We start from the raw sequence: 19,474 nt of genomic DNA, 5'->3' as shown, positions 1-19,474 counted from the left end.
CAAAAAGCTTAACTTTGCAAAAAAAGAGAGCCCGGCCGGGGCATCCGTTTTATTTCACTTTAGTAACCAACCTTTCTATTTCCTAATAAACCATTATGAAAAAGACAACATTCTTCGCAGCGCTGGTAGCTATGTTTGCCTTCGCTTCCTGTTCATCGGACAACAACCAGCAGCAGGCTGATGCTACAGAAGAGCATGACCACGAGCACCATGATGGCATGGCGCACGGCGATAACATGCCTGCCACAGGTACAGTGGTAGTAGAAACACCTACTTTTGATTCAGTAGCCGAGCCTATGACACGTAATCTGTCACAAATGCTGGACGAATACATCGTGCTGAAAGACGCCATGGTAGAGTCTGACCCGGAGGCGGCCAAAGAAGCTGCCAATGCCGTGCTGACCTCAGCGAACGCCATGCCTGTAGCGACACTGCAGGTACCTGAGCAGAAAGAATTTGCTGAAGAGCAGATTGAAAAAGTACGCAATGCCGCCGCTGCCATTGCCGGCACCAACGACCTGGGCGAGCAGCGCAACCAACTGGAAGACCTGTCAGAAGCTGTGTTCTCACTGACCAAAGCCTTTGGCGCCACCGACCAGAAAGTATACTACCAGCATTGCCCGATGGTAAACAACAACCAGGGTGCCTACTGGGTGAGCACCAAACCAGAAATCCGCAACCCATACTTCGGCAGCAGCATGCTCAAGTGCGGCAGCAACGAGGAAGTGTTTAATTAGTAAATGAATGCAGGGTTGTGTGAGTGGAGGATTGCGTGACTGAAAACTGCAGGAAACGCGCAGGCAGAATGCATTCTAAACTCCAAGAGCACTTACCATAATCCCACATACTTCAAAAGGGCTGATCAGGAATTGATCAGCCCTTTTGCTTTTCTAAATTTCTCCATCCATAAAATCACTCCATCACATATAACAATCTATCCAATCGAGGAAGATGTGGATGACAAGTCCGAGCCCGATCAGCCGGGTTTTGGGTATAAGGGCCAGGACTACATAAAGAGGTATAAGCCAGTATTGATGCAATAAATGGAAGCCCACGCTGCAGCGCCAGGGGTCGAGAATTGGTCTGACAAGCAGATGGTCAGCGTCAATGGCCAGACCTGCCAGCATGATCAGAGAAGCCCTGGTGAACTGCTCTCTGTAAAATAAAGCTGCAAATGCCAGCGGCACAGCCAGATGCAGGAACATGTGAATGACAAAGGAAAGGGATAAGGTCATACAGCACAGTACTACATGAGCACTGTATAAGTTACCTTTATCAAGGCGCATAAAAAAGCCCCTTGCCAGCGTCTAGCAAAGGGCCTTTTCTATAGCTATGGGAATTAACTATTTCAGAGTATCTAAAAGCATCCTGGATTTCACACGCAGCGCAAACCACTCGTAGGTGTTTTTGAGACGCTCAAAATGGAAGCCCTCCACGATACCGTTCAGACTTGCTTCCTGCAGGGCTGTCGCCAGTACGTTGTTCTCAATCTGGAAATTGTCGTAAACCAGTCCTTCCTTTATAAAAGAACACTCTACCTTCTTTTCACGGTCTTTCAGTACAAGGGTGTTGCTGTGCCGTAGTGCCTTTTGGATTCTCTCAAGCTCTTTCATAGTAATGTATGTGCAAAGGATTATAAGTTAATAGCAATTTCATTACATGAACTCTTCTTAAAAAGTTCATGAATATTTCATGATAATCCTCAATTTTTTCAATTTAATTCAGAAATTTTACCTGTAATCTCCCTTTTACCCAGTAAATTCTTCCTCACACCCTGCGGTGCGGTGTATTTACCATTATTTCAGGTGATCAGCAGATTTAGCTAGGAAGCATAACGGAAGAGGCCCTCACACGGATCGCCTGAGGCTACCAGCCACTGTTGAGCTGTGTGCGGGTCGGTAAAGTGGCCTATCTGTACTTTGTTATTAGACATGCTCATCAAACCGTAGCTTACTTTCTCTACCACAACCTCTAGGAAAAGATCGTCAGGGAGCACAAGTGCCAGTTTGCGGAGTTTGGTGTGGGGTAAACTGTGACTTAGCAGTTCTATGGTCCAGTTCTGATCGCGCATAGTAGGGCTTGTCATACGGCTGAAGTCCACCAGCCAGGCCAGGGCATTAGATTTATACAGCTGCTGACAGATGTTTACCAGCGCCTGCCGGTACTCGGCACTGTCTACAACCCGCAGCCAATGGCTCGAAATCAAGCTCTGTTCCGGATCATAATGTACTTGAAGGTAAGGTGGTGATTTCATATCTATATAACAGTCTATTATTTACTGCTATATTCATATAACGTGAAAATACTTAGGCTGTTGTTACTATTGTGTAAAATTGACAATTCTGTTATCTAACCCACTATTTTTGAAGGTAAACGGAACCCATTGTGCCTGTTATGCCTTTCAACAGTAGCATCTACAATTCCATAATCCATTGGTTATTAAAGTGATAAATGTCATTTTATCTCTGCACATCAACTGGTAGCTTTGAGCTTTAAACATGAGAATATGCAGTAAATAATAGCATAATTATAATATAGAGGCGTTAAAAATGGACAATTTGAGAAGAGCCCTGGTCGAAGTTACGGGTACAGAAGTACAGCAAAAAAGCGTGCGAAAGTGCTTTTTTAAAGTCTATAGTTACCTCCTCTACCAGGATACTGCCAGTCTGCTGGAAACGCTGGACTACCGAAAATCACTTGGCCAGGAGGAGCGTAAGCGGGAAAACTATTTCGTATTCCGCTATATGCTGCGCCTGATCAAGAGAAAGCACCCGAAACAATATGATCGCCTTTGCCCGCTAGCGAATTAGCGTAAAGTACAGTTACACATTCATTTGCCCGGTTAACATCACCTGGCTATCCGTAAGGGTAACCAGGTATTTTTTTGCTTTGTCAAAAAAATGTGGTGCTCCAGAGCAACCCCTGCCCTCCAATAAGCCTCTATTAGCAAAATCATCAGGCGGACCAGCCCCTCCCCGCCTTCATCGAAATTTCCCGGATTTGAATTTCGTTCGTCGGAATTTTTGAGCTGTTAACGGATAATTTCAGGTGATTCATATAATATATCAAACAGTACCTTGCATAACAAAGTACTATATACTAGCTTTGCATCATCCTATTACCATACACGCTAACAAAATACTACTATGAAAAAGTCATTACAATTTTTCTTCCTGCTTATCCTCATAGCATTGGCGCACAGTGCATTAGCTCAGAACGAAGGCTGGTTAACAGGTACCGTGCTGGACGAGAAAGGCGAAGGCCTGGGATTCGTGAACGTCGCTGTGCTCTCTTCTTCTACTGATGCAGTCGTGACTGGTGCCATCGCAGAAATGGATGGCAGCTTCCGTATCAAAACACCTGCAAAGGGAAGCTACAAGCTGAAATTGAGCGGCCTGGGCTATCTGCCCCTGACTACCGAGGTGTTTGAAGTAACAGGGCCTGACTTCAGCCGTGACTTCGGCAAACTGCAGGTGAAGCCTGATGTGAAGACGCTGAAGGAAGTAACGATCCAGACCATGCGCCCTACCATTACTAACGACGCCGAGAAGATGGTAGTGAGCGTAGAGGGTACTGCGCTGGCACAGGGCAGTACAGCCTATGAGGTACTTGAGAAGTCTCCCGGCGTATGGGTAGACCAGGATGGCAACATCACATTGAACGGCAAGCCCGGCGTGCAGGTCATGATCAATGGCAAGCAGTCCTACCTGTCTGGCAAGCAACTACAGAACCTGCTGCAGGGTATGTCGGCGGAAAACCTGAAGGATGTAGAGATCATCACCAACCCTTCATCCCGCTACGATGCGGAAGGTGCCTCCGGCATCATCAACATCAACCTGAAGAAAAACGAGTCTTTTGGCATGAACGGCAACGTGTATGCCGGCTACCAGTACAACCGCCTGCACTCGTACAACACAGGTTTTGACCTGAGCCACAAAGCAGGTAAGTGGAACACCACAGCCGGACTGGACTTTGCCCGCCGTATGAACTACCGCGACATGGAGATGGAGCGCATCTTCAACGACCCTGCCGGCAACAGCTTTTTTGACCAGGAAGGCTACGAAGAGCGCGAGCGCATCGCACCTACCCTGCGCCTCGGCACTGACTACGATATCAACGATCGCCACAGTGTGGGTTTCATGAGCAACCTGTTCTACAATAGCAACGAGGGTATCTTTAACACAGAGTCTATCCTGCGCCGCCCAATCGCTGCCAATAGCCGCCAAATATCTGCTACAAACGAGCATGCCAGCACCTACCGCAACGGTACTTTCAATCTGCACTACAATGGCAAGCTCGACACCCTGGGCACCACGCTGTCAGCCGACATCGACTATGCCCGCATCACCGACGAGACAGACTTCGTGTTCAAGAACACACAGCGCACCCTGGACGGCAATGAGCTGGTAAGCCAGGAACACCTGACCAGCTATAACCCAACCGGCTACGATATCCTGTCAGGAAAAGTAGACTTCGGCAAAAAACTGGGCAAGGACGGTAAGCTGGAGCTTGGTGTCAAAGCCAGCCATGTGGTATCAGACAATGAACTGCTGTTTTATGAAATAACTGACGGTCGCCAGGTGCTGGACACTCGCCGCACCAGCCACTTTGTCTATACTGAGAACATTTTTGCAGGCTATGCCAACTACTCTGGCAAACTGAGCGAAAACTGGAAGATCATGGCAGGCCTTCGTGCTGAGCAGACTGTTTCTGAAGGCAACTCCATCACACTGAACGATGTCACCAAGCGCGACTACCTCGACCTGTTCCCGAGCCTGTTCCTGCAGCAGAAAGTGAGTGACGACTACCAGGTGAGCTACAAGTACAGCCGCCGCATCAACCGTCCGTACTATGGCCAGCTTAACCCCTTCATTTTCTACCTCGACCCTTATACCTGGTCGCAGGGCTACCCGAACCTGAAGCCGCAGTATACCAACTCGTTTGAGGTGACCCAGACACTGAAGCAGCGCTACAACCTGATGCTTGGCTACTCGGTTACAACTGACTTTATCGGTGAGATTCCAACCTACAACAGCGAAGACAACACCACCGTGTTTGGGCAGCGTAATATTGAGAATTATAAGAACGTGTATGGTACGCTGGTAGCGCCGGTGCAGCTATCCGGCAAGTGGGAGATGAACAACACCGCTACACTGGCCTACCAGCGCTATACCAAAGACGTGAATGCACAAAACGTTGTAAATGACCAGGTGCTGTTCTTCCTGCAGTCCAACCAGAACATCCAGCTGCCGAAGAATCTGCGCATGGAGCTGAACGCCGGCTTCCAGGGTCCTGCGGTGTACGGTCTGTACGAGATCAAGAGCCAGTGGTGGTTGGATGCCGGTCTGAAGCGCACCTTCATGGACGATCGCCTGACACTGTCTGTTAACGCCACTGACATCTTCAGAACGCGTGAGCTGCGCGTAAAAACCCTGCTCGACGGCAATCTGAATGCCATTGACCAGTACCAGGGTGCCCAGAGCATCCGCGTGAACCTGCGCTACAACTTTGCCAAGGGAAAGGCATTCGAAGCGAAGAAACGCAACATAAATCTGGATGAGATCAACCGCACTGGGAATTAAGACTTCTCATATATGATATACTTCTTGAAAATATTTTTAAGAAGTATATCATTAACAGGCAACAATCAAAAAACATTTGCAGCTAATAAATAGCAACCAAACAGACCCAATAAGTGAAAATTCAAACAGTATTACTCATTTACCTTCTTGCATTTATAGGGTGTAGAAGTCCTGAAGAAAAAACGGAAAATATAGCAGATGACCCAATTCAATTTTCGATGGACAGGAATGCAGATTCACTGCTTTTAGACTCTAAAATAAATTCTGTTTCAATCGGAATATATAAAGATGGCAAAAAATACACATCCCATTACGGCGAGTTAGATAAAGGAAAAGGCAATCGACCATCTGACAGTACAATTTATGAAATCGCATCTGTCAGCAAAACCTTTACTGGAATTCTCGTTGCAAACGCAGTGCTGGACAAAAAAATAAGTCTTGAAGACGATATCCGGGATTATCTGAATGAGGATTTCCCAAATTTCGAATATCAAAATGAGCCAATCAAAATTAAACATCTGCTGACTCACACCAGTAGGTTGCCACGATTTTTACCCGACAGTATTAGCGAGTTGCTTTCAGACTTTAATGAAAGTCTTCCATTCAGGTTTTACGAAATGCAGAAAGGGTACAGCAAAAAGGATTTCTTCAAAGACCTGCATAACGTGAAGTTGGATACTGTCCCAGGAGCAAAGTACCAGTACTCAAATGTGGGCACTGAACTTATGGCAAAGATATTAGAGAATGTCTACCAAAAAACTTTCGATGAAATTTTGAGAGTATATTTTGAGAAAGCAGCTGATATGGGAGACACACAAATAAGTCTTCCAAAGGATAAAGAAACAAACCTGGCTAATGGTTATGGAATGGCCAACAATCTTGTACCTCACGAAGTTGTTATGTTTGGAGCGGCAGGTGGAGTTAAAACAACAATGCCAGATTTGGTAAGTTATATGGCGCTACAATTAGATACTAATAATAGCACAGTAGCCGAATCCCATCGGGCGCTTTATGTGAGGGGAAGTCGAGAGATGGTTTACTATTGGCCAGTAAGAAACAGTGAAGAATATGGGAAGTATTTTAGTATCCATGGTGGAGCTTTTGGGAGCCAGAATTGGTTTTTCATTCTTCCAAAATACAATTTAGGAATTTCAGTCATCACGAATCAAAGTGACCTCGAAACGGCAGATAAGCTGATGAAAACAGTTAAGGGTTTAATTGAAGATCTGAAATAAAACCTTTTGCTTGTAGCTGGTAATCAGTTAAACCTCACAGCCCCTGCACATATAAGTGTGGGGGCTGTTTATTTTTCACCGGCTATACCGCTGCCCTATCCTGATGCCGCCCTTGCACGTAGTTATACAATCAATCAAAAAAGGGAACATGCAAGAAGAGAACACAGAACATAAAAAACTAAGAATAGCAGCTGTGGGAGACATACATGTGCAGGAGCAGGACGCTGGTAAATGGACGGATTTTTTCAGGCATGTATCGGAAGAGGCGGATGTGCTCCTGCTGTGCGGCGACCTCACTGACACCGGCCGCGAAAGCGAAGCCGAAGTACTGGCCGAGGAGCTGAAGGCCTGCTCTATACCTGTACTGGCCGTGTTGGGAAACCATGATTATGACCATGACCAGGTGAAGAAATTGCGAAAGGTATTTGCTCCGACCAACCTGAAACTGCTCGACGGCGACTTTACTGTAATCGGGCATGTGGGCTTTGCCGGTGTGAAAGGATTTGGTGGCGGATTCGACAGGTATATGCTTGGTATGTTCGGTGAGCAACTAAACAAAGACTTTGTGCAGGAGGCCGTAACGGAGGCCCTGAAGCTGGATGCCGCCCTGTCGCAGATCGACAGTGAGCATGGTGATCTGAAAAAGATTGCGCTGCTGCACTACTCTCCTATTCAGGCAACCATCGAAGGGGAGCCTGAGGCCATACATCCATTTCTGGGCTGCTCCCGCCTGGAAGAGCCGCTTAACCGTCGAAATGTGCTCGCCGCCTTTCATGGCCATGCGCACGTAGGTACCCTGGAAGGTGAAACGTCTACTGGTGTGAAGGTATTCAACGTGTCGAAGCCGGTGCTTCAGAAGTCGGATTATGAGAAGCCTTTCTTTCTGTTTGAGGTGTAGACCTGAAACTGTATGGAAACAAAAAGGAGGCCCAATAGCCTCCTTTTTGTTTGTAGCTATACCTATAATGCCCGCTTATCCGAAGGCAAGGGATAAGGCGTATCTTCCACAGTAGTGCATCCAAAAATTGATCGGCATTAGCAAACAAGCCGGTGCAAGTAGCTGAGTGCTTCCTGTACCGGAAAAAATTAACCGATTTTAGAGATCAGGTCGGCAGACCTATTGGAGTAACCTACTTCGTTGTCGTACCAGCCGACCACTTTCACGAGCGTACCATTTGCCGAGGTCATCTCACCGTCAAGGATGCAGGAATGTTTGTTGCCGACTATATCAATGGATACGATCGGGTCTTCCGTATACTCCAGAATTCCTCTCATTGAGCTTTCAGCCGCATTTTTCATGGCAGCGTTTACTTCCTCTTTGGTAGCAGGCTTTTGCAGCACACAGGTAAGATCGGTGAGAGAGCCGGCAGGTATAGGCACCCTGATGGCCACGCCATCCAGTTTGCCTTTGAGGTGCGGCATGACCAGACCAATCGCTTTGGCTGCCCCGGTTGTAGTAGGTATAATGGAGTAGGCTGCGGCTCGGGCTCTGCGCAGATCCTTGTGAGGAGCGTCCTGTAGGTTCTGGTCAGCCGTGTAAGCATGCACGGTGGTCATGTAGCCTTTCTCAATGCCAAAGGCGTCGTCGAGTACTTTCGCCATAGGTGCCAGGCAGTTGGAGGTGCAGGATGCGTTCGAGATGATTCTTTCGTCACCTGTCAGGATGTTTTCATTTACACCCAGTACCACCGTTGGTATGTTTCCCTTGGCTGGTGCCGAGATCACGACCTTCCTTGCACCGGCTTCCAGGTGCTGGGAGGCCCCCGCTTCGTCGACAAAGCGCCCGGTAGATTCGAGCACAATGTCTATACCTAACTTCTCCCAAGGCAGGTTTCTGGGCTCCCGTTCAGCTGTCACGCCAATTTCCTGTCCATCCACGATCAGACTTTTCTCAGTCGATTCTATGATACCATTAAAGCGGCCGTGCACAGAATCATACTTCAGCAGGTGAGCCAGTGTTTTGGTATCGGTCAGGTCGTTAATGGCCACCACCTCAACATTTTCCTTTCGGAGAAGGGCTCTGAAGGTGAGCCTGCCGATACGGCCAAAGCCATTGATTGCAACTTTTATCTTCGCCATAGTCTTTTAGATTAATTTATGAGTATGTATAAAATTTTTAATTGTCGGGTTGGCATATCCATATTATAGGTATACTCTAAAACCGCTGGGGGAGTCACCTACATGGGTGTAAGATTTTACAATACAAACTGCATTCACCCTTTGGCATTTAAGGACGTTTAGCTGACATGCAGCTTCTGGCAAACACCTCTGCTGCGATAGAATTTCTCAAGGGTTTGCGATTCAACGAAATAAGCACTACTTTTGCATCCTCAAATGTGCGCCTTACTTTTACATAGCGTCCCTACTCCCCCCTGATTTACATTTTGTCTGTCTTAGACAAAACAAGTATACTTATACCTTTTATTTCATAAATAGCTGATCCGCAAGGATTGGCCTTATTCTAAGCTTCATGGTTTCAGAAGAAATCCTGCGCAGACGTACGTTTGCCATTATCAGCCACCCCGATGCCGGTAAAACCACACTTACCGAAAAGTTGCTTTTGTTCGGCGGTGCCATCAATACGGCAGGCGCTGTCAAGAGCAACAAAATCACAAAATCCGCCACTTCTGACTTTCTGGAGATAGAGAAACAGCGTGGTATCTCCGTAGCCACTTCGGTGATGGGTTTCGACTATGCCGGTCATAAGATCAACATCTTGGACACACCCGGTCACAAGGACTTCGCCGAGGACACTTACCGTACGCTCTCGGCCGTGGATAGTGTGATCCTGGTGGTGGACTGCGTGAAAGGTGTGGAGGAACAGACCCGCAACCTGATGCAGGTATGCCGCATGCGCAACACGCCTGTGATCGTCTTCATCAACAAGATGGACCGCGAAGGCCGCGACCCTTATGAACTGCTCGACGAGCTGGAGCGGGAGCTCAACATCCACGTGCGGCCACTGAGCTGGCCCATCGGTATGGGCTCCACTTTCAAAGGCGTCTACAACCTGTTCGACAAGGACCTCCGTCTTTTCACGGCCAACAAACAACAACTCACCAAGGATGTTATCGCGATCGAGGACATCAAAAGTTCGGAACTGGACGAGATCATCGGAAAGCAATCGGCTGACACGCTCCGGTCCGACACTGATTTCCTGAACGAGTTTTACGAAAACTTCGACCTCGACCTGTACAAGGAGGGATATCTGGCTCCTGTGTTTTTCGGTAGCGCTATTTTTAACTTTGGCGTGGGCGAATTGCTGGATACCTTTGTCAAGATCGCTCCATCTCCACAAGCAGTGCAGGCCTCACAGCGGGAGGTGCGGCCAGAGGAAAATGCCTTCACCGGCTTTATCTTCAAGATACACGCCAACCTCGACCCGAACCACCGCGACCGTATTGCCTTTTGCAGGATCTGCTCCGGCAAGTTTGAGCGCAACAAGCTCTACTACCATACCCGCCTCGACAAGCGCATCCGCTTCTCCAGCCCCACCAGCTTTATGGCCAACGAAAAGAGTCTGCTCGAAGAAGCCTGGCCAGGCGATGTAGTGGGTCTGTATGACACGGGCTCTTTCAAGATTGGCGACACGCTCACGGAAGGCGAACTGCTGCAATACAAAGGTATACCGAGCTTCTCCCCGGAAATCTTCAAGGAAGTAGTCAACAAGGACCCTTTCAAGACAAAGCAACTGGAGAAAGGTATACGCCAGCTCACGGACGAGGGTGTAGCACAGCTGTTCATGCAACAGCCGGGTAGTCGCAAGATCGTCGGGACGGTAGGTGAACTGCAGTTCGACGTGATCAAGTTCCGCCTGAAGCAAGAGTACGGTGCCACCTGCGACCTGTACCCTCTCAACTATTACAAAGCTTGCTGGATCACGTCGGATGACAAAGAAGCGCTGGCCCGATTTATCGCCATCAAAGGCAGTCACATTGCCTATGACAAAGACGATAACCCCGTGTTCTTTGCCGATACGTCGTGGGTGCTGCGCTCGGTGCAGGAGCATTATCCGAAACTGAACTTCCACTTTACTTCCGACTTCAAGTTTGAGGCGGCAAGGCAGGGATAAAAAATCTGCGATATGCTCAGGAGCTCAGGAAATAGAAGCGAACCGATTTGTCCCTTGTGTGCCGACTGGCAACTACCAGAAAAGTTACAAGGCCCAAAGGATCGCACGCTATTCCTGTGTCCGCAATGCCAGCTTATATTTTCTGCCAGAAAAGATTTGCCTTCAGCAGAACTTGAAAAAGCCCATTACCTGCTACACGAGAATAAAATCGGCAACAAAGGCTATGTGGAGTTTTTAAACAAAGCCATCCTGCCAACCCTCCCCTATCTGCGTGCAGGTATGCGCGGGTTGGACTTTGGCTGCGGTCCCGGTCCCACGCTTTCGGTGCTGTTGCGGAACAGAGGCTTTGTCATGGATGATTATGATCCGTTCTTTTTCCCGGAGCTGAAGACAGCGCAGGCTTACGATTTCGTATTCGCGACGGAATGTTTTGAGCATTTTTTTGCACCTGCCACAGAAGTGCATCGAATCAGGCAACTGCTCAAACCGAATGGTACCCTGACCGTGATGACAGCGCATTGGCAGGAGCCCAGCGACCTGCCAGCCTGGTACTATGCCAGAGATCCGACGCATGTGGCCTTTTACCACCGCCATACCTTCGACTGGATAGCCAGGCATTATGGTTTTGAAATAGTTTATACAGACAATAACAGAGTGATCATATTAAGAAAACATCAACCTGAAAATAAGAGCAAGCTATGAAAGATTGAATTTTACGAAGCACAGCAACCATTAGCAGAATACCAGCTCATACACCTTATCCTATTTCATTACAAAAAACACATTTATGAATCAACATTCATTACCCGATCAGAAACGAATCAACGACGGGTTTTTCTCTCATGTCAAAACTGACCTGCCTGCCGGTCTTGTCGTATTCCTGATTGCGCTTCCGCTTTGCCTTGGTATATCGCTTGCCTCCGGTGCGCCCCTTTTCTCGGGCATCATTGCCGGTATAGTGGGCGGTATCGTGGTGGGCTTTCTGAGTGGCTCCAAGGTAAACGTTAGTGGACCGGCTGCTTCGGTGGCGCTGGTGGTACTGATGGCCATTCAGTCGCTGGGCTCGTTTCAGGCGGTGCTGGCGGCCACAATAATAGCAGGTGTGCTGCAGATCATCCTGGGTTTCCTGCGGGCGGGCACCATTGCCTACTTTTTCCCAAGCTCCATGATTAAGGGTATCCTGGCTTCTATCGGCCTTATCCTCATCATTAACCAGATTCCGCACGCCTTTGGGTATGCAGGCAAGGAGCTATTCGGCAGCATGGAAGACGGCCTCAGCGCCAACCTGTTTGCCGGAGTGCTGGACCAGATCAGCCTGGGCGCCACCATCATCACGGTGCTCTCGCTCATCATCATTTTTGCCTGGGACCAGCCAGCGCTCAAGCGCTATACCTTCTTTAAGTTTGTGCCCTCTGCCCTAATCGCAGTAGTGGTTAGCGTACTCGTAAACCAGCTTTTTGTGGCTTATTTTCCGCAGTTGGCCCTTAGCGGAAACCGACTGGTGGAGCTACCGGCAGCGGATGGCATCGGTGAGTTTTTCTCATTCTTCACTTTCCCGGATTTCTCCCAACTCACTAACCCGGAGCTCTATACCGTGGCCCTGAGCATTGCCTTTATCGCATCGCTGGAGTCGCTGCTGAGCACCGAAGCAGGCGATAAGCTGGACCCATACAAGCGCAAGTCCTCCACCAACCGCGAACTCAAAGCACAGGGTATAGGTAACATGGTGTCAGGCTTTATCGGCGGTCTGCCGGTGACGGCCGTGATCGTGCGTACCTCTGCCAACGTGTCGTCAGGTGGACGCACGCCGCTCTCCACGATCACCCACGGTACCGTGATGCTGATCTGCGTGATGGTCATACCCCGCATCCTCAACATGATTCCGCTGGCGTCGCTTTCGGCGGTGCTCTTTGTGGTGGGTTATAAGCTGACTTCAGTTGCCCTGTTCCGCCGCATGTGGAAAGCTGGCAAGCGCCAGTTCGTGCCATTCTTTGTGACCATCGTGGCCGTGATGCTGACCGACCTGATCACAGGTATCATGATCGGTGGTGCTGTGTCGGTATTCATGATCCTGCGCGACAACTACCGCACGCCGTTCTTCATCGACAAGAAAGCGCACTACGAAGGCGAACGTGTGGAACTGGTTCTTTCAGAGGAGGTTACTTTCCTGAACAAGGCGAGTGTCATGCTCACGCTGGACCACGTAGCGCCTAATTCCACGGTGGTGATCGATGCTTCCCGTTCTGTAAACATAGACGACGACGTGCTCGAGATCATCGAAGAATTTAAAGCCACGGCAGCTTATAAGAACATCAAAATAGAACAAATAGGCCTTGACAAGTTCTTTGCTCAGCGTAAACTAGCTTAAATTAGGACAATTTAGTAAGAACAATCCCATAAGTTAATCAGTATATAGAATCAGATTGATTTTAATTACTGATGATAGATTACGCCCGACTTAACACTACTCCTACTCCCCCATGAATAGCAGCCTTTGTTGTCTCCTATAAACCAATGCTGCCTACCCTGGAATACCATGAAATTACTTTATAAAAAGATCATAAACCGGCTTAAAAAGATTACAGGACGCTTTGTGTCGCACAACATCCGCTACAGGCCGCAAAGTATATTCCGCCTGCATGCCGACGATGCGCAAGCACAGCGCGAAGCAAGGCTATACCCTGTATATCCGGCCCTGCGCACCACCCTGGACATCCCGGAGGCACTTTATGAAGCCTGCTCAGCCTACTGGAAGCCGCAGCGGGAAGTCACCACCGACTATGAGGTGGTAGAAGCCCCCAATGGCCGCATCTACACCGACAACGACAGCACCGTAGCGATCATCAGCAAATACAACCGCCTGATCGAGAACGTGTCCCTGAGCATGAAAGAGGGGAAAGTGACGGAGAACGGGTATAACAATATTTTTGAACAGCGCTATTTTTCGACGCCTACCAGGTTTGAGGGCACGGTCTTTTCTCTACTGACCGGCGGCGCGGGGCTCAACAACATCAGCCACTGGTTTGTGGATGTGCTGCCACGCCTGCACCTGCTCAAAGAAAGCGGGTTGTACGACAAAGTGGACTGGTTCCTGGTGCCAAGCCTGCGATATGGCTTCCAGCTCGAAACACTGCGACTGCTGGGTATACCAGACGCAAAACTGATTGCCGGTGACGAGCACCCGCACATCATGGCCGACTGCATCATCGCCTCCACTGCGCCCCGTGGCAATCACACGCTGGTACCGCAATGGCTCTGCCAATACATACAGGGCGCATTTGTGCCCCTTGCCACCCAGGAAACCGAAGCAGACCAGCAGGACGTAAAACTATACATCAGCCGCAGCGACTCCAAACTGCGACAGGTCGAGAACGAAGCGGAGCTGGTGGAGGCTCTGAAACCCTACGGCTACCGCTCCGTTGTGCTGAGCCAATTGTCCGTGCTGGAGCGGATCAAGCTGTTCTCAAGGGCCAGCTCGGTGGTGTCGGCTACGGGAGCGGGTTTGGTCAGCATGATGTTCTGCAAACCGGGCACGCAGGTGATTGAGCTGTTTCATGAGGGTTTTGTCGTAGAACCTTTCTATGACATCGCCACCAAAATGGGCATGGACTACAGCTACATCATCTGCAAGAGCAACAGCCTGGTGAAAGACGCCGGACAAGGCCAGCACGAGAACCTGAAAGTAGAGCTTCCGGAGCTTGTGGAACTGATCCGGGCCGGGAAGAAAAATAAACGACAGGCGCAGCCAAACCAACAAACCAACCTGAAGTATAGCTGATATAGGGATGGCGGCATGGTGCAACTGAACTTAAACTGAAAACAATGGAAGAAGATAAAAAGAAGTACCTCGATGCTTTGCGTAAAAACAACGGAAAGCTCGATGAAAGAGCCCTGGGCGAGAGCCTTGGCTTCAGCAAGGAGTACACAGACGAGCTCATTGAAGGGCTCATGTCTGAGGAGAAAATAGAATACAGCGCAGGTCAGAACTGTAGCTACAAAGTGAAGGAATAATTAGCCGATCGGGCAAACAGCCCTGATTTGCATGGTTTTTTTGTGCCGCAGGCACTACATTTTGTTGGAAGAGTGAGCAGCCCTGTGCTATACCTGTTCGAGGTATAGCACAGGGCTGTGTCGTTAAGGCGGGCTATCCGCTTTAATACCTAGGTATAGGTTGCTTGCTTTATACTTTCAAATGAATATATTTACATATCATAAAAATCAAAAATCTTCTCACCTTCAAAAATCAAAGCATATGGGTATGATGAAAGAGTTTAAAGAGTTTGCCATGCGCGGCAACGTGATGGACCTGGCCATTGGTATCATCATTGGCGCCGCTTTCAGTGGCTTGGTTAATTCCGTTGTCAACGACCTCATCATGCCGCTGGTCGGTAAGGCGATCGGTGATATGGACTTCTCCAACCTGTATGTACCACTTTCTGATGCCGTACCGCAGGGTCTGGCGCTGGAAGAAGCCCGTAAACTGGGCGCTGTATTTGCCTGGGGTAATTTTATTACAGTATTGATCAACTTCCTGATCCTGGCCTTCATCATCTTTATGATCGTGAAAGGTATGAACCGCATGATGCGTAAAAAAGCCGCCGCTCCGGCAGTGCCGCCTGCTCCTACCAAAGAAGAAGTGCTGCTCACCGAAATGCGCGACGCCCTGCGCACCATCGCAGCGAAGTAAGCGCTACCCATACCTAAAAAGCCCTGCTGCACTTAAGCGAATACGCCAGTGCAGCAGGGCTTTTTTTCTAATAATTGTCCGGATCAGGATTTAAACTCTCAAACTCCCAAACCCTATAATTCCTAAACTCTGCTATACCTGTCCTTTGGGTTCACCTGGCTGAGTTCGATCAGCAGCTGGGCTATGTTTTGGGTAGTAGCTTCGAAGAAGGCCTTGCCTTTGGCGGGTGTGGCAGCGGCCGGGTTGCCGATGCCGGTGTCGTCGCTTACCTGCGACCACAGGCGCTCTGACCAGGCCCAGCCTTCGCGTATACCTGTGAGGCGGGACTTGTACTCTTTGCCCTCCCCTGCTTCGTTGAGCGGCAGCACCAGGTCGGGGCGCAGGTGCTGCATGATGCTGGTCTCCATCTCGTCGGCATGGTCACCGGGGCTGTCGAAGAAGGCCTTTCGGTCAGCGGCCAGGAACCAGTTGCAGGTGAGCAGGAACATGTCCGGAAACTGCAGGCCCAGCTCGCGCAAGATTGGTTTGAAATCGTTGCCGCCGTGGCTGTTGAGCAGCAGCAGCTTCTGTATACCCTGTCGGTTGAGCACCGTGACGATGTCGCGCAGTATAGCCAGTTGGGTACTCGGGTTCAGGTTGATGTCGAGCGTGATGTCGGCCTGACCGGTGTTTACGCCAAAAGGCATCACCGGCAGCACCATCACCTTCGCCCCTGCTTCCCAAGCCAGACGGGCAGCCTCAGCCGCCACAGCCTCCGCTTCGTAGTTATCAGTCCCGTAGGGCATGTGATAGTTGTGGGCCTCTGTGGCACCCCAGGGCAGTATGGCTACTTCAACCTGCTGGTCTTTGATCGCTTTCCAGTTCGTTTCGGCAAGTATGTAAGGACGCATAGGGAGTTTGGGGTTTAAATTTCAACAAGCCATTCGATCGCTTCTTCCATGCTTTCGAAGCTGCGATACGTGATGGATCCGACAACCAAGGCTGCGGCGTTGCTGGAAATGGTTTCGCGGTCAGGGTCAGCGGTCTTGAGCTTGGCAAACTTTTGCAGCCGCGTAGTGGCCAACTGTAGGGCCAGGTTGTTTATGATCCCGGCATACTCCTCCATCGGCACTGTCACCTTCGACTGGCGCGTATCGGTGAGGATACGCTTGATATCGTAGCTGCGTACTGTTTCTACCACCTCGTTGATGATATACGTTACCTCCGGTAAGGTATAGTTGTGCATATTCGGCCACTCCACCAACAGGATATCTTTGGTGGGGTTATAGTCCAGCTTCAGGAATTTATTTGGAATGATCATGTAAGTTTTTTGGACGTAGCGCTACTTATACGCTTCACAGGGCAAAAGTAATGCATTTGGATGATCATCCAAGTATCCAGTTTCGGGCCTCTCCGTACTGCTCAAATTCTCTGAAGCTGTAAGGCAGCGTACTATTGTCCACTGTCTTGAACATGTTTTCGCAACTGATCCGTGCTGAAATGTCATTAGAGCGGACACGGGCCATCTTCTCCAACTGCTGCACGTGCGGGTAAAAGAGCGGCGCCCACTCCTCCTTCGTCCACTTCTGGTCTGACAGACGCACCACACGGGACAGGCGGTAGTCATCAAGCCAGCGCTTCACTTCGTAGTTCTTGAGTATATGAATGTACTGTAGCATCGCGTCCCGGTACTCTGCGCTGGCCGCGTAAGCCGACCAGGTAATCTCCAGTAATTGCTCCGCCTCGTAATAGGCAATGCTTATATAGTTTTTTTTGTATATTATCATTGCAATACAGTCTGTATAACTGATAGGGACATAGAGCGCTGTAAAACAATCGTTTCCGTGTTTACATCATCAGTGTACTCCTATCCATATATTTCGACAAGGGTTTGCAATAAACAGTTTCCAGTTTTAAAATCAAAACCACTGCATAATTTTAGTATAAATTATTGACCTTTCTCTAGTTTAACTTGACCGTTCAGGGGTTGCTTTGTATCTTGGGCCGATTCATCTCTGAACTATCTTTAGTATTCAGCACGCCCCATGATTCTTTTACAAAACAGCATACTGCGACTGGAGTACAACCCGGCCACTGACATACTGCAGGTGCGCTACCCCGACCTGCAGCGCTATCATTTGTCAGAGATCAGGCACAGCCTGCAGATCATGGTGGAGACGATCCGGAACTACGATGTGCGCAAGCTCCTGCTCGACGCCCGCACCACGGCTATAGAAATTGAGGAGGACGAGAACCGCCAGCTGACGGTAGAACTGGCAGGTATGCTGTCGAAGACGCGCCTGACCAAAGTAGCCCGGGTACAGCCTGCTGACCCTGAAAAGGAAGCCCGCGCACAGCGCAACATTGAGGCCGCCCGCAAAGCAGGTATACTAAATTATGAAGTAGCTACTTTTACCACACCGGAAGAGGCCCTGATCTGGCTCAAAGCCTAAGGTATAGACATAAAAAAAAGCGGCCCCGGTCGTTCACCCCCGGAGCCGCTTCTATCATTCACAAAATGAGCTTTCGCTAAGCTGCCTATATATACGGCTGCCTATATTAGAAAGTTGTTATCTTTTTTAAATTATTTTTCGGGTAGTAGGAGGTCATGTTATCAGCAGCTTTGCGGGTGCCTGGTCTTTGCCACGCTTAGGGCAACTCTATAAAGACGGAGGTGCCTGCATCTGCCTGGCTTTCAATCCATACCCTGCCCTTGTGCTCCTCTATTATCTGCTTGACAATGTATAGCCCCAGCCCTGTAGTGGGCTCCCCTTTTGTCCCTTGCCTCCTCGCTTTGGTGAATTTCTGGAATACGGTGGCATGCAGCTCAGCGGGAATACCGATTCCGTTATCCTGCACCTGCAGTACCTTTTTGTCACCTTCCTCTTTCAGTGTGAGGCTTATCTGACCATTTTCCTGGCTAAATTTTACGGCATTGGAAAGCAGGTTCTCCAGCACCCACCTGAACTTGCTCCTATCAATGGCAGCAAAAACAGGTTTTCCGGAATGATGGAACAGCAGGCTAATACCTTTTCTTTCCGCGTCCACTCGCAGGCTGTTCAGGTGGAATTGAATATAGTCTTTTAGGTCTGTTTGTTCCAGGGTAGCATACCTGGACTCGATCTCTCCTATGAGGAGCAGCTCACTGATCAGATGGAGTGCACTATCTGAAGTTTCCGAAATAAGGTTGACGTATGAAAAGATTTGCTCGTCCTTTTCCTGCTTTTTTGTCTCAGGCTCTTCCAGGGTCTCCTTCAGCAAGCGGGCAGCCAGCATAATATTGTTAAGCGGAGATTTCAGATCGTGCGCGACCATGTGCATGATCGTTTCCTGGTTATCGTATAGCTTCTTGAGCTTCAGTTCAAGGAGTTTCCGCTTATCTATGTTTTCTACTATCGTAAAGCCCAGCGTAGCGTCCTGGTCCTGAAAAAGAATCGAGGTCACCTGACACCAGAAACTGGTGCCGTCCTTTTTGAGAAGGCAGGTCTCTATTTGAAAAGAAGGGATCTGCTCTTCCCAGAGCTTTTTCTGCAGGGCTTGCCAGTCCCGGACAAAATCAGGGTGGGCAAACTCGGTAATGCGGGTACCGACCAGCTCGGCTTTGCTGTAACCCATCATCTGCTGCAAGGACTCGTTCACCTGCATAATTCTCAGGTCCGGGGCAATGATCTTCTGCCCCAGTACAGACTGGTAAAATATAGCTTCGAAACGGCTTTGGCTCTCTCCGAAGTTTTTATGAATGGCTTCCTGTACATTAAGTCTGTCAAAAGCTGCCGCCTTCTCCAAACGCAATTGTTCTATTTCTTTTCGCAAAGCCAGGATTTCGGCTTCAGAAGAGGTGGTGTTCGCCTGGGAGGTTTTTAGGGTTGATTTTGAGTTAGGCATATAGTGTAAATACGGCATTAATCGGCGGTTATCC

Annotated in this window: 20 protein-coding genes; 12 read left to right on the top strand and 8 right to left on the bottom strand. The window is 49.2% G+C overall.

Features of this window, described 5'->3' with window-relative positions; all coding sequences use genetic code 11:
- The first annotated feature begins 95 nt into the window (after positions 1–95).
- Positions 96–737, top strand: a complete 642-nt coding sequence (locus I0P70_RS10840; RefSeq protein WP_196117619.1) for a DUF3347 domain-containing protein — start codon at positions 96–98, stop codon at positions 735–737.
- A gap of 183 nt (positions 738–920) precedes the next feature.
- Here I0P70_RS10840 and I0P70_RS10835 read toward each other — a convergent pair whose 3' ends face one another.
- The 3 genes from I0P70_RS10835 to I0P70_RS10825 form a co-directional block, all read right to left on the bottom strand.
- A complete protein-coding gene (locus tag I0P70_RS10835; RefSeq protein WP_230392126.1) occupies positions 921–1,235 on the bottom strand; it encodes a DUF6122 family protein in 315 nt (104 codons plus the stop codon).
- 108 nt (positions 1,236–1,343) lie between these two features.
- Entirely contained in the window at positions 1,344–1,613 is a 270-nt protein-coding gene (locus tag I0P70_RS10830) for a hypothetical protein (RefSeq protein ID WP_196117617.1), read from the bottom strand.
- A gap of 209 nt (positions 1,614–1,822) precedes the next feature.
- Entirely contained in the window at positions 1,823–2,254 is a 432-nt protein-coding gene (locus I0P70_RS10825) for an STAS/SEC14 domain-containing protein (RefSeq protein ID WP_196117615.1), read from the bottom strand.
- 295 nt (positions 2,255–2,549) lie between these two features.
- On the opposite strand from I0P70_RS10825, the gene I0P70_RS10820 reads away from it, so the two are divergent.
- The 4 genes from I0P70_RS10820 (at position 2,550) to I0P70_RS10805 (ending at position 7,715) form a co-directional block, all read left to right on the top strand.
- Positions 2,550–2,810, top strand: a complete 261-nt coding sequence (locus I0P70_RS10820; protein WP_196117613.1) for a hypothetical protein — start codon at positions 2,550–2,552, stop codon at positions 2,808–2,810.
- Positions 2,811–3,146: 336 nt separating this feature from the next.
- Complete coding sequence (locus I0P70_RS10815) at positions 3,147–5,582, top strand: outer membrane beta-barrel family protein (RefSeq protein ID WP_196117611.1); 2,436 nt, start codon at positions 3,147–3,149, stop codon at positions 5,580–5,582.
- A 113-nt stretch (positions 5,583–5,695) separates the two neighbouring features.
- Positions 5,696–6,817, top strand: coding sequence for a serine hydrolase domain-containing protein (locus tag I0P70_RS10810; RefSeq protein ID WP_196117609.1), 1,122 nt, complete (start codon positions 5,696–5,698; stop codon positions 6,815–6,817).
- A 148-nt stretch (positions 6,818–6,965) separates the two neighbouring features.
- Positions 6,966–7,715 (top strand): metallophosphoesterase, encoded by a 750-nt coding sequence (locus I0P70_RS10805; RefSeq protein ID WP_196117607.1) that lies wholly within the window; start codon positions 6,966–6,968, stop codon positions 7,713–7,715.
- A 188-nt stretch (positions 7,716–7,903) separates the two neighbouring features.
- On the opposite strand, the gene gap is transcribed toward I0P70_RS10805, so the two are convergent.
- Complete coding sequence (gap, locus tag I0P70_RS10800) at positions 7,904–8,896, bottom strand: type I glyceraldehyde-3-phosphate dehydrogenase (RefSeq protein ID WP_196117605.1); 993 nt, start codon at positions 8,894–8,896, stop codon at positions 7,904–7,906.
- A 391-nt stretch (positions 8,897–9,287) separates the two neighbouring features.
- Between gap and I0P70_RS10795 the strand changes: the two genes are divergently transcribed.
- The 6 genes from I0P70_RS10795 (at position 9,288) to mscL (ending at position 15,576) form a co-directional block, all read left to right on the top strand.
- The gene (locus I0P70_RS10795) at positions 9,288–10,889 is read left to right on the top strand and encodes a peptide chain release factor 3 (protein WP_196117603.1); all 1,602 of its coding nucleotides are present in this window, start codon (positions 9,288–9,290) and stop codon (positions 10,887–10,889) included.
- A gap of 156 nt (positions 10,890–11,045) precedes the next feature.
- On the top strand, positions 11,046–11,591 hold the full coding sequence (locus I0P70_RS10790) for a class I SAM-dependent methyltransferase (RefSeq protein ID WP_196117601.1): 546 nt from the start codon (positions 11,046–11,048) through the stop codon (positions 11,589–11,591).
- An 85-nt stretch (positions 11,592–11,676) separates the two neighbouring features.
- On the top strand, positions 11,677–13,257 hold the full coding sequence (locus I0P70_RS10785) for a SulP family inorganic anion transporter (RefSeq protein WP_196117599.1): 1,581 nt from the start codon (positions 11,677–11,679) through the stop codon (positions 13,255–13,257).
- Positions 13,258–13,425: 168 nt separating this feature from the next.
- Positions 13,426–14,667 (top strand): DUF563 domain-containing protein, encoded by a 1,242-nt coding sequence (locus tag I0P70_RS10780; protein WP_196117598.1) that lies wholly within the window; start codon positions 13,426–13,428, stop codon positions 14,665–14,667.
- Between the two features lie 44 nt (positions 14,668–14,711).
- Complete coding sequence (locus I0P70_RS10775) at positions 14,712–14,900, top strand: hypothetical protein (RefSeq protein WP_196117596.1); 189 nt, start codon at positions 14,712–14,714, stop codon at positions 14,898–14,900.
- A 241-nt stretch (positions 14,901–15,141) separates the two neighbouring features.
- Positions 15,142–15,576 (top strand): large conductance mechanosensitive channel protein MscL, encoded by a 435-nt coding sequence (mscL, locus tag I0P70_RS10770; RefSeq protein WP_230392125.1) that lies wholly within the window; start codon positions 15,142–15,144, stop codon positions 15,574–15,576.
- Positions 15,577–15,698: 122 nt separating this feature from the next.
- On the opposite strand, the gene I0P70_RS10765 is transcribed toward mscL, so the two are convergent.
- From I0P70_RS10765 to I0P70_RS10755, 3 genes are all read right to left on the bottom strand, one after another.
- Positions 15,699–16,466 carry a creatininase family protein gene (locus I0P70_RS10765; RefSeq protein WP_196117592.1) on the bottom strand — a complete coding sequence of 256 codons (768 nt, stop codon included), beginning with the start codon at positions 16,464–16,466 and terminating at the stop codon, positions 15,699–15,701.
- Between the two features lie 14 nt (positions 16,467–16,480).
- Positions 16,481–16,876 carry a hypothetical protein gene (locus I0P70_RS10760; protein WP_196117590.1) on the bottom strand — a complete coding sequence of 132 codons (396 nt, stop codon included), beginning with the start codon at positions 16,874–16,876 and terminating at the stop codon, positions 16,481–16,483.
- 64 nt (positions 16,877–16,940) lie between these two features.
- Positions 16,941–17,342: a hypothetical protein gene (locus I0P70_RS10755; protein ID WP_196117588.1), complete on the bottom strand. Its 402-nt coding sequence runs from the start codon at positions 17,340–17,342 to the stop codon at positions 16,941–16,943.
- 258 nt (positions 17,343–17,600) lie between these two features.
- Here I0P70_RS10755 and I0P70_RS10750 point away from each other — a divergent pair, with 258 nt between their 5' ends.
- Complete coding sequence (locus I0P70_RS10750) at positions 17,601–18,008, top strand: hypothetical protein (protein WP_196117587.1); 408 nt, start codon at positions 17,601–17,603, stop codon at positions 18,006–18,008.
- 196 nt (positions 18,009–18,204) lie between these two features.
- On the opposite strand, the gene I0P70_RS10745 is transcribed toward I0P70_RS10750, so the two are convergent.
- Positions 18,205–19,440, bottom strand: coding sequence for a HAMP domain-containing sensor histidine kinase (locus I0P70_RS10745; RefSeq protein ID WP_196117585.1), 1,236 nt, complete (start codon positions 19,438–19,440; stop codon positions 18,205–18,207).
- Between the last annotated feature and the right edge of the window lie 34 nt (positions 19,441–19,474).

The organism is Pontibacter sp. FD36 (assembly GCF_015686655.1).
Taxonomy (GTDB): Bacteria; Bacteroidota; Bacteroidia; order Cytophagales; family Hymenobacteraceae; genus Pontibacter.
Note: the sequence above shows the minus strand (reverse complement) of the source record. Positions and strands in the feature narration are given on the sequence as shown.

Excerpts from the sequence above, each read along its gene's own strand:
- I0P70_RS10815 (WP_196117611.1), top strand. The coding sequence starts at position 3,147 with ATGAAAAAGTCATTACAATTTTTCTTCCTGCTTATCCTCATAGCATTG.
- I0P70_RS10755 (WP_196117588.1), bottom strand. The coding sequence starts at position 17,342 with ATGATAATATACAAAAAAAACTATATAAGCATTGCCTATTACGAGGCG.
- I0P70_RS10765 (WP_196117592.1), bottom strand. The coding sequence starts at position 16,466 with ATGCGTCCTTACATACTTGCCGAAACGAACTGGAAAGCGATCAAAGAC.
- I0P70_RS10825 (WP_196117615.1), bottom strand. The coding sequence starts at position 2,254 with ATGAAATCACCACCTTACCTTCAAGTACATTATGATCCGGAACAGAGC.
- I0P70_RS10760 (WP_196117590.1), bottom strand. The coding sequence starts at position 16,876 with ATGATCATTCCAAATAAATTCCTGAAGCTGGACTATAACCCCACCAAA.
- gap (WP_196117605.1), bottom strand. The coding sequence starts at position 8,896 with ATGGCGAAGATAAAAGTTGCAATCAATGGCTTTGGCCGTATCGGCAGG.
- I0P70_RS10835 (WP_230392126.1), bottom strand. The coding sequence starts at position 1,235 with ATGACCTTATCCCTTTCCTTTGTCATTCACATGTTCCTGCATCTGGCT.
- I0P70_RS10750 (WP_196117587.1), top strand. The coding sequence starts at position 17,601 with ATGATTCTTTTACAAAACAGCATACTGCGACTGGAGTACAACCCGGCC.
- I0P70_RS10780 (WP_196117598.1), top strand. The coding sequence starts at position 13,426 with ATGAAATTACTTTATAAAAAGATCATAAACCGGCTTAAAAAGATTACA.
- I0P70_RS10830 (WP_196117617.1), bottom strand. The coding sequence starts at position 1,613 with ATGAAAGAGCTTGAGAGAATCCAAAAGGCACTACGGCACAGCAACACC.
- I0P70_RS10775 (WP_196117596.1), top strand. The coding sequence starts at position 14,712 with ATGGAAGAAGATAAAAAGAAGTACCTCGATGCTTTGCGTAAAAACAAC.
- I0P70_RS10745 (WP_196117585.1), bottom strand. The coding sequence starts at position 19,440 with ATGCCTAACTCAAAATCAACCCTAAAAACCTCCCAGGCGAACACCACC.
- I0P70_RS10785 (WP_196117599.1), top strand. The coding sequence starts at position 11,677 with ATGAATCAACATTCATTACCCGATCAGAAACGAATCAACGACGGGTTT.
- I0P70_RS10840 (WP_196117619.1), top strand. The coding sequence starts at position 96 with ATGAAAAAGACAACATTCTTCGCAGCGCTGGTAGCTATGTTTGCCTTC.
- I0P70_RS10795 (WP_196117603.1), top strand. The coding sequence starts at position 9,288 with ATGGTTTCAGAAGAAATCCTGCGCAGACGTACGTTTGCCATTATCAGC.
- mscL (WP_230392125.1), top strand. The coding sequence starts at position 15,142 with ATGGGTATGATGAAAGAGTTTAAAGAGTTTGCCATGCGCGGCAACGTG.
- I0P70_RS10820 (WP_196117613.1), top strand. The coding sequence starts at position 2,550 with ATGGACAATTTGAGAAGAGCCCTGGTCGAAGTTACGGGTACAGAAGTA.
- I0P70_RS10805 (WP_196117607.1), top strand. The coding sequence starts at position 6,966 with ATGCAAGAAGAGAACACAGAACATAAAAAACTAAGAATAGCAGCTGTG.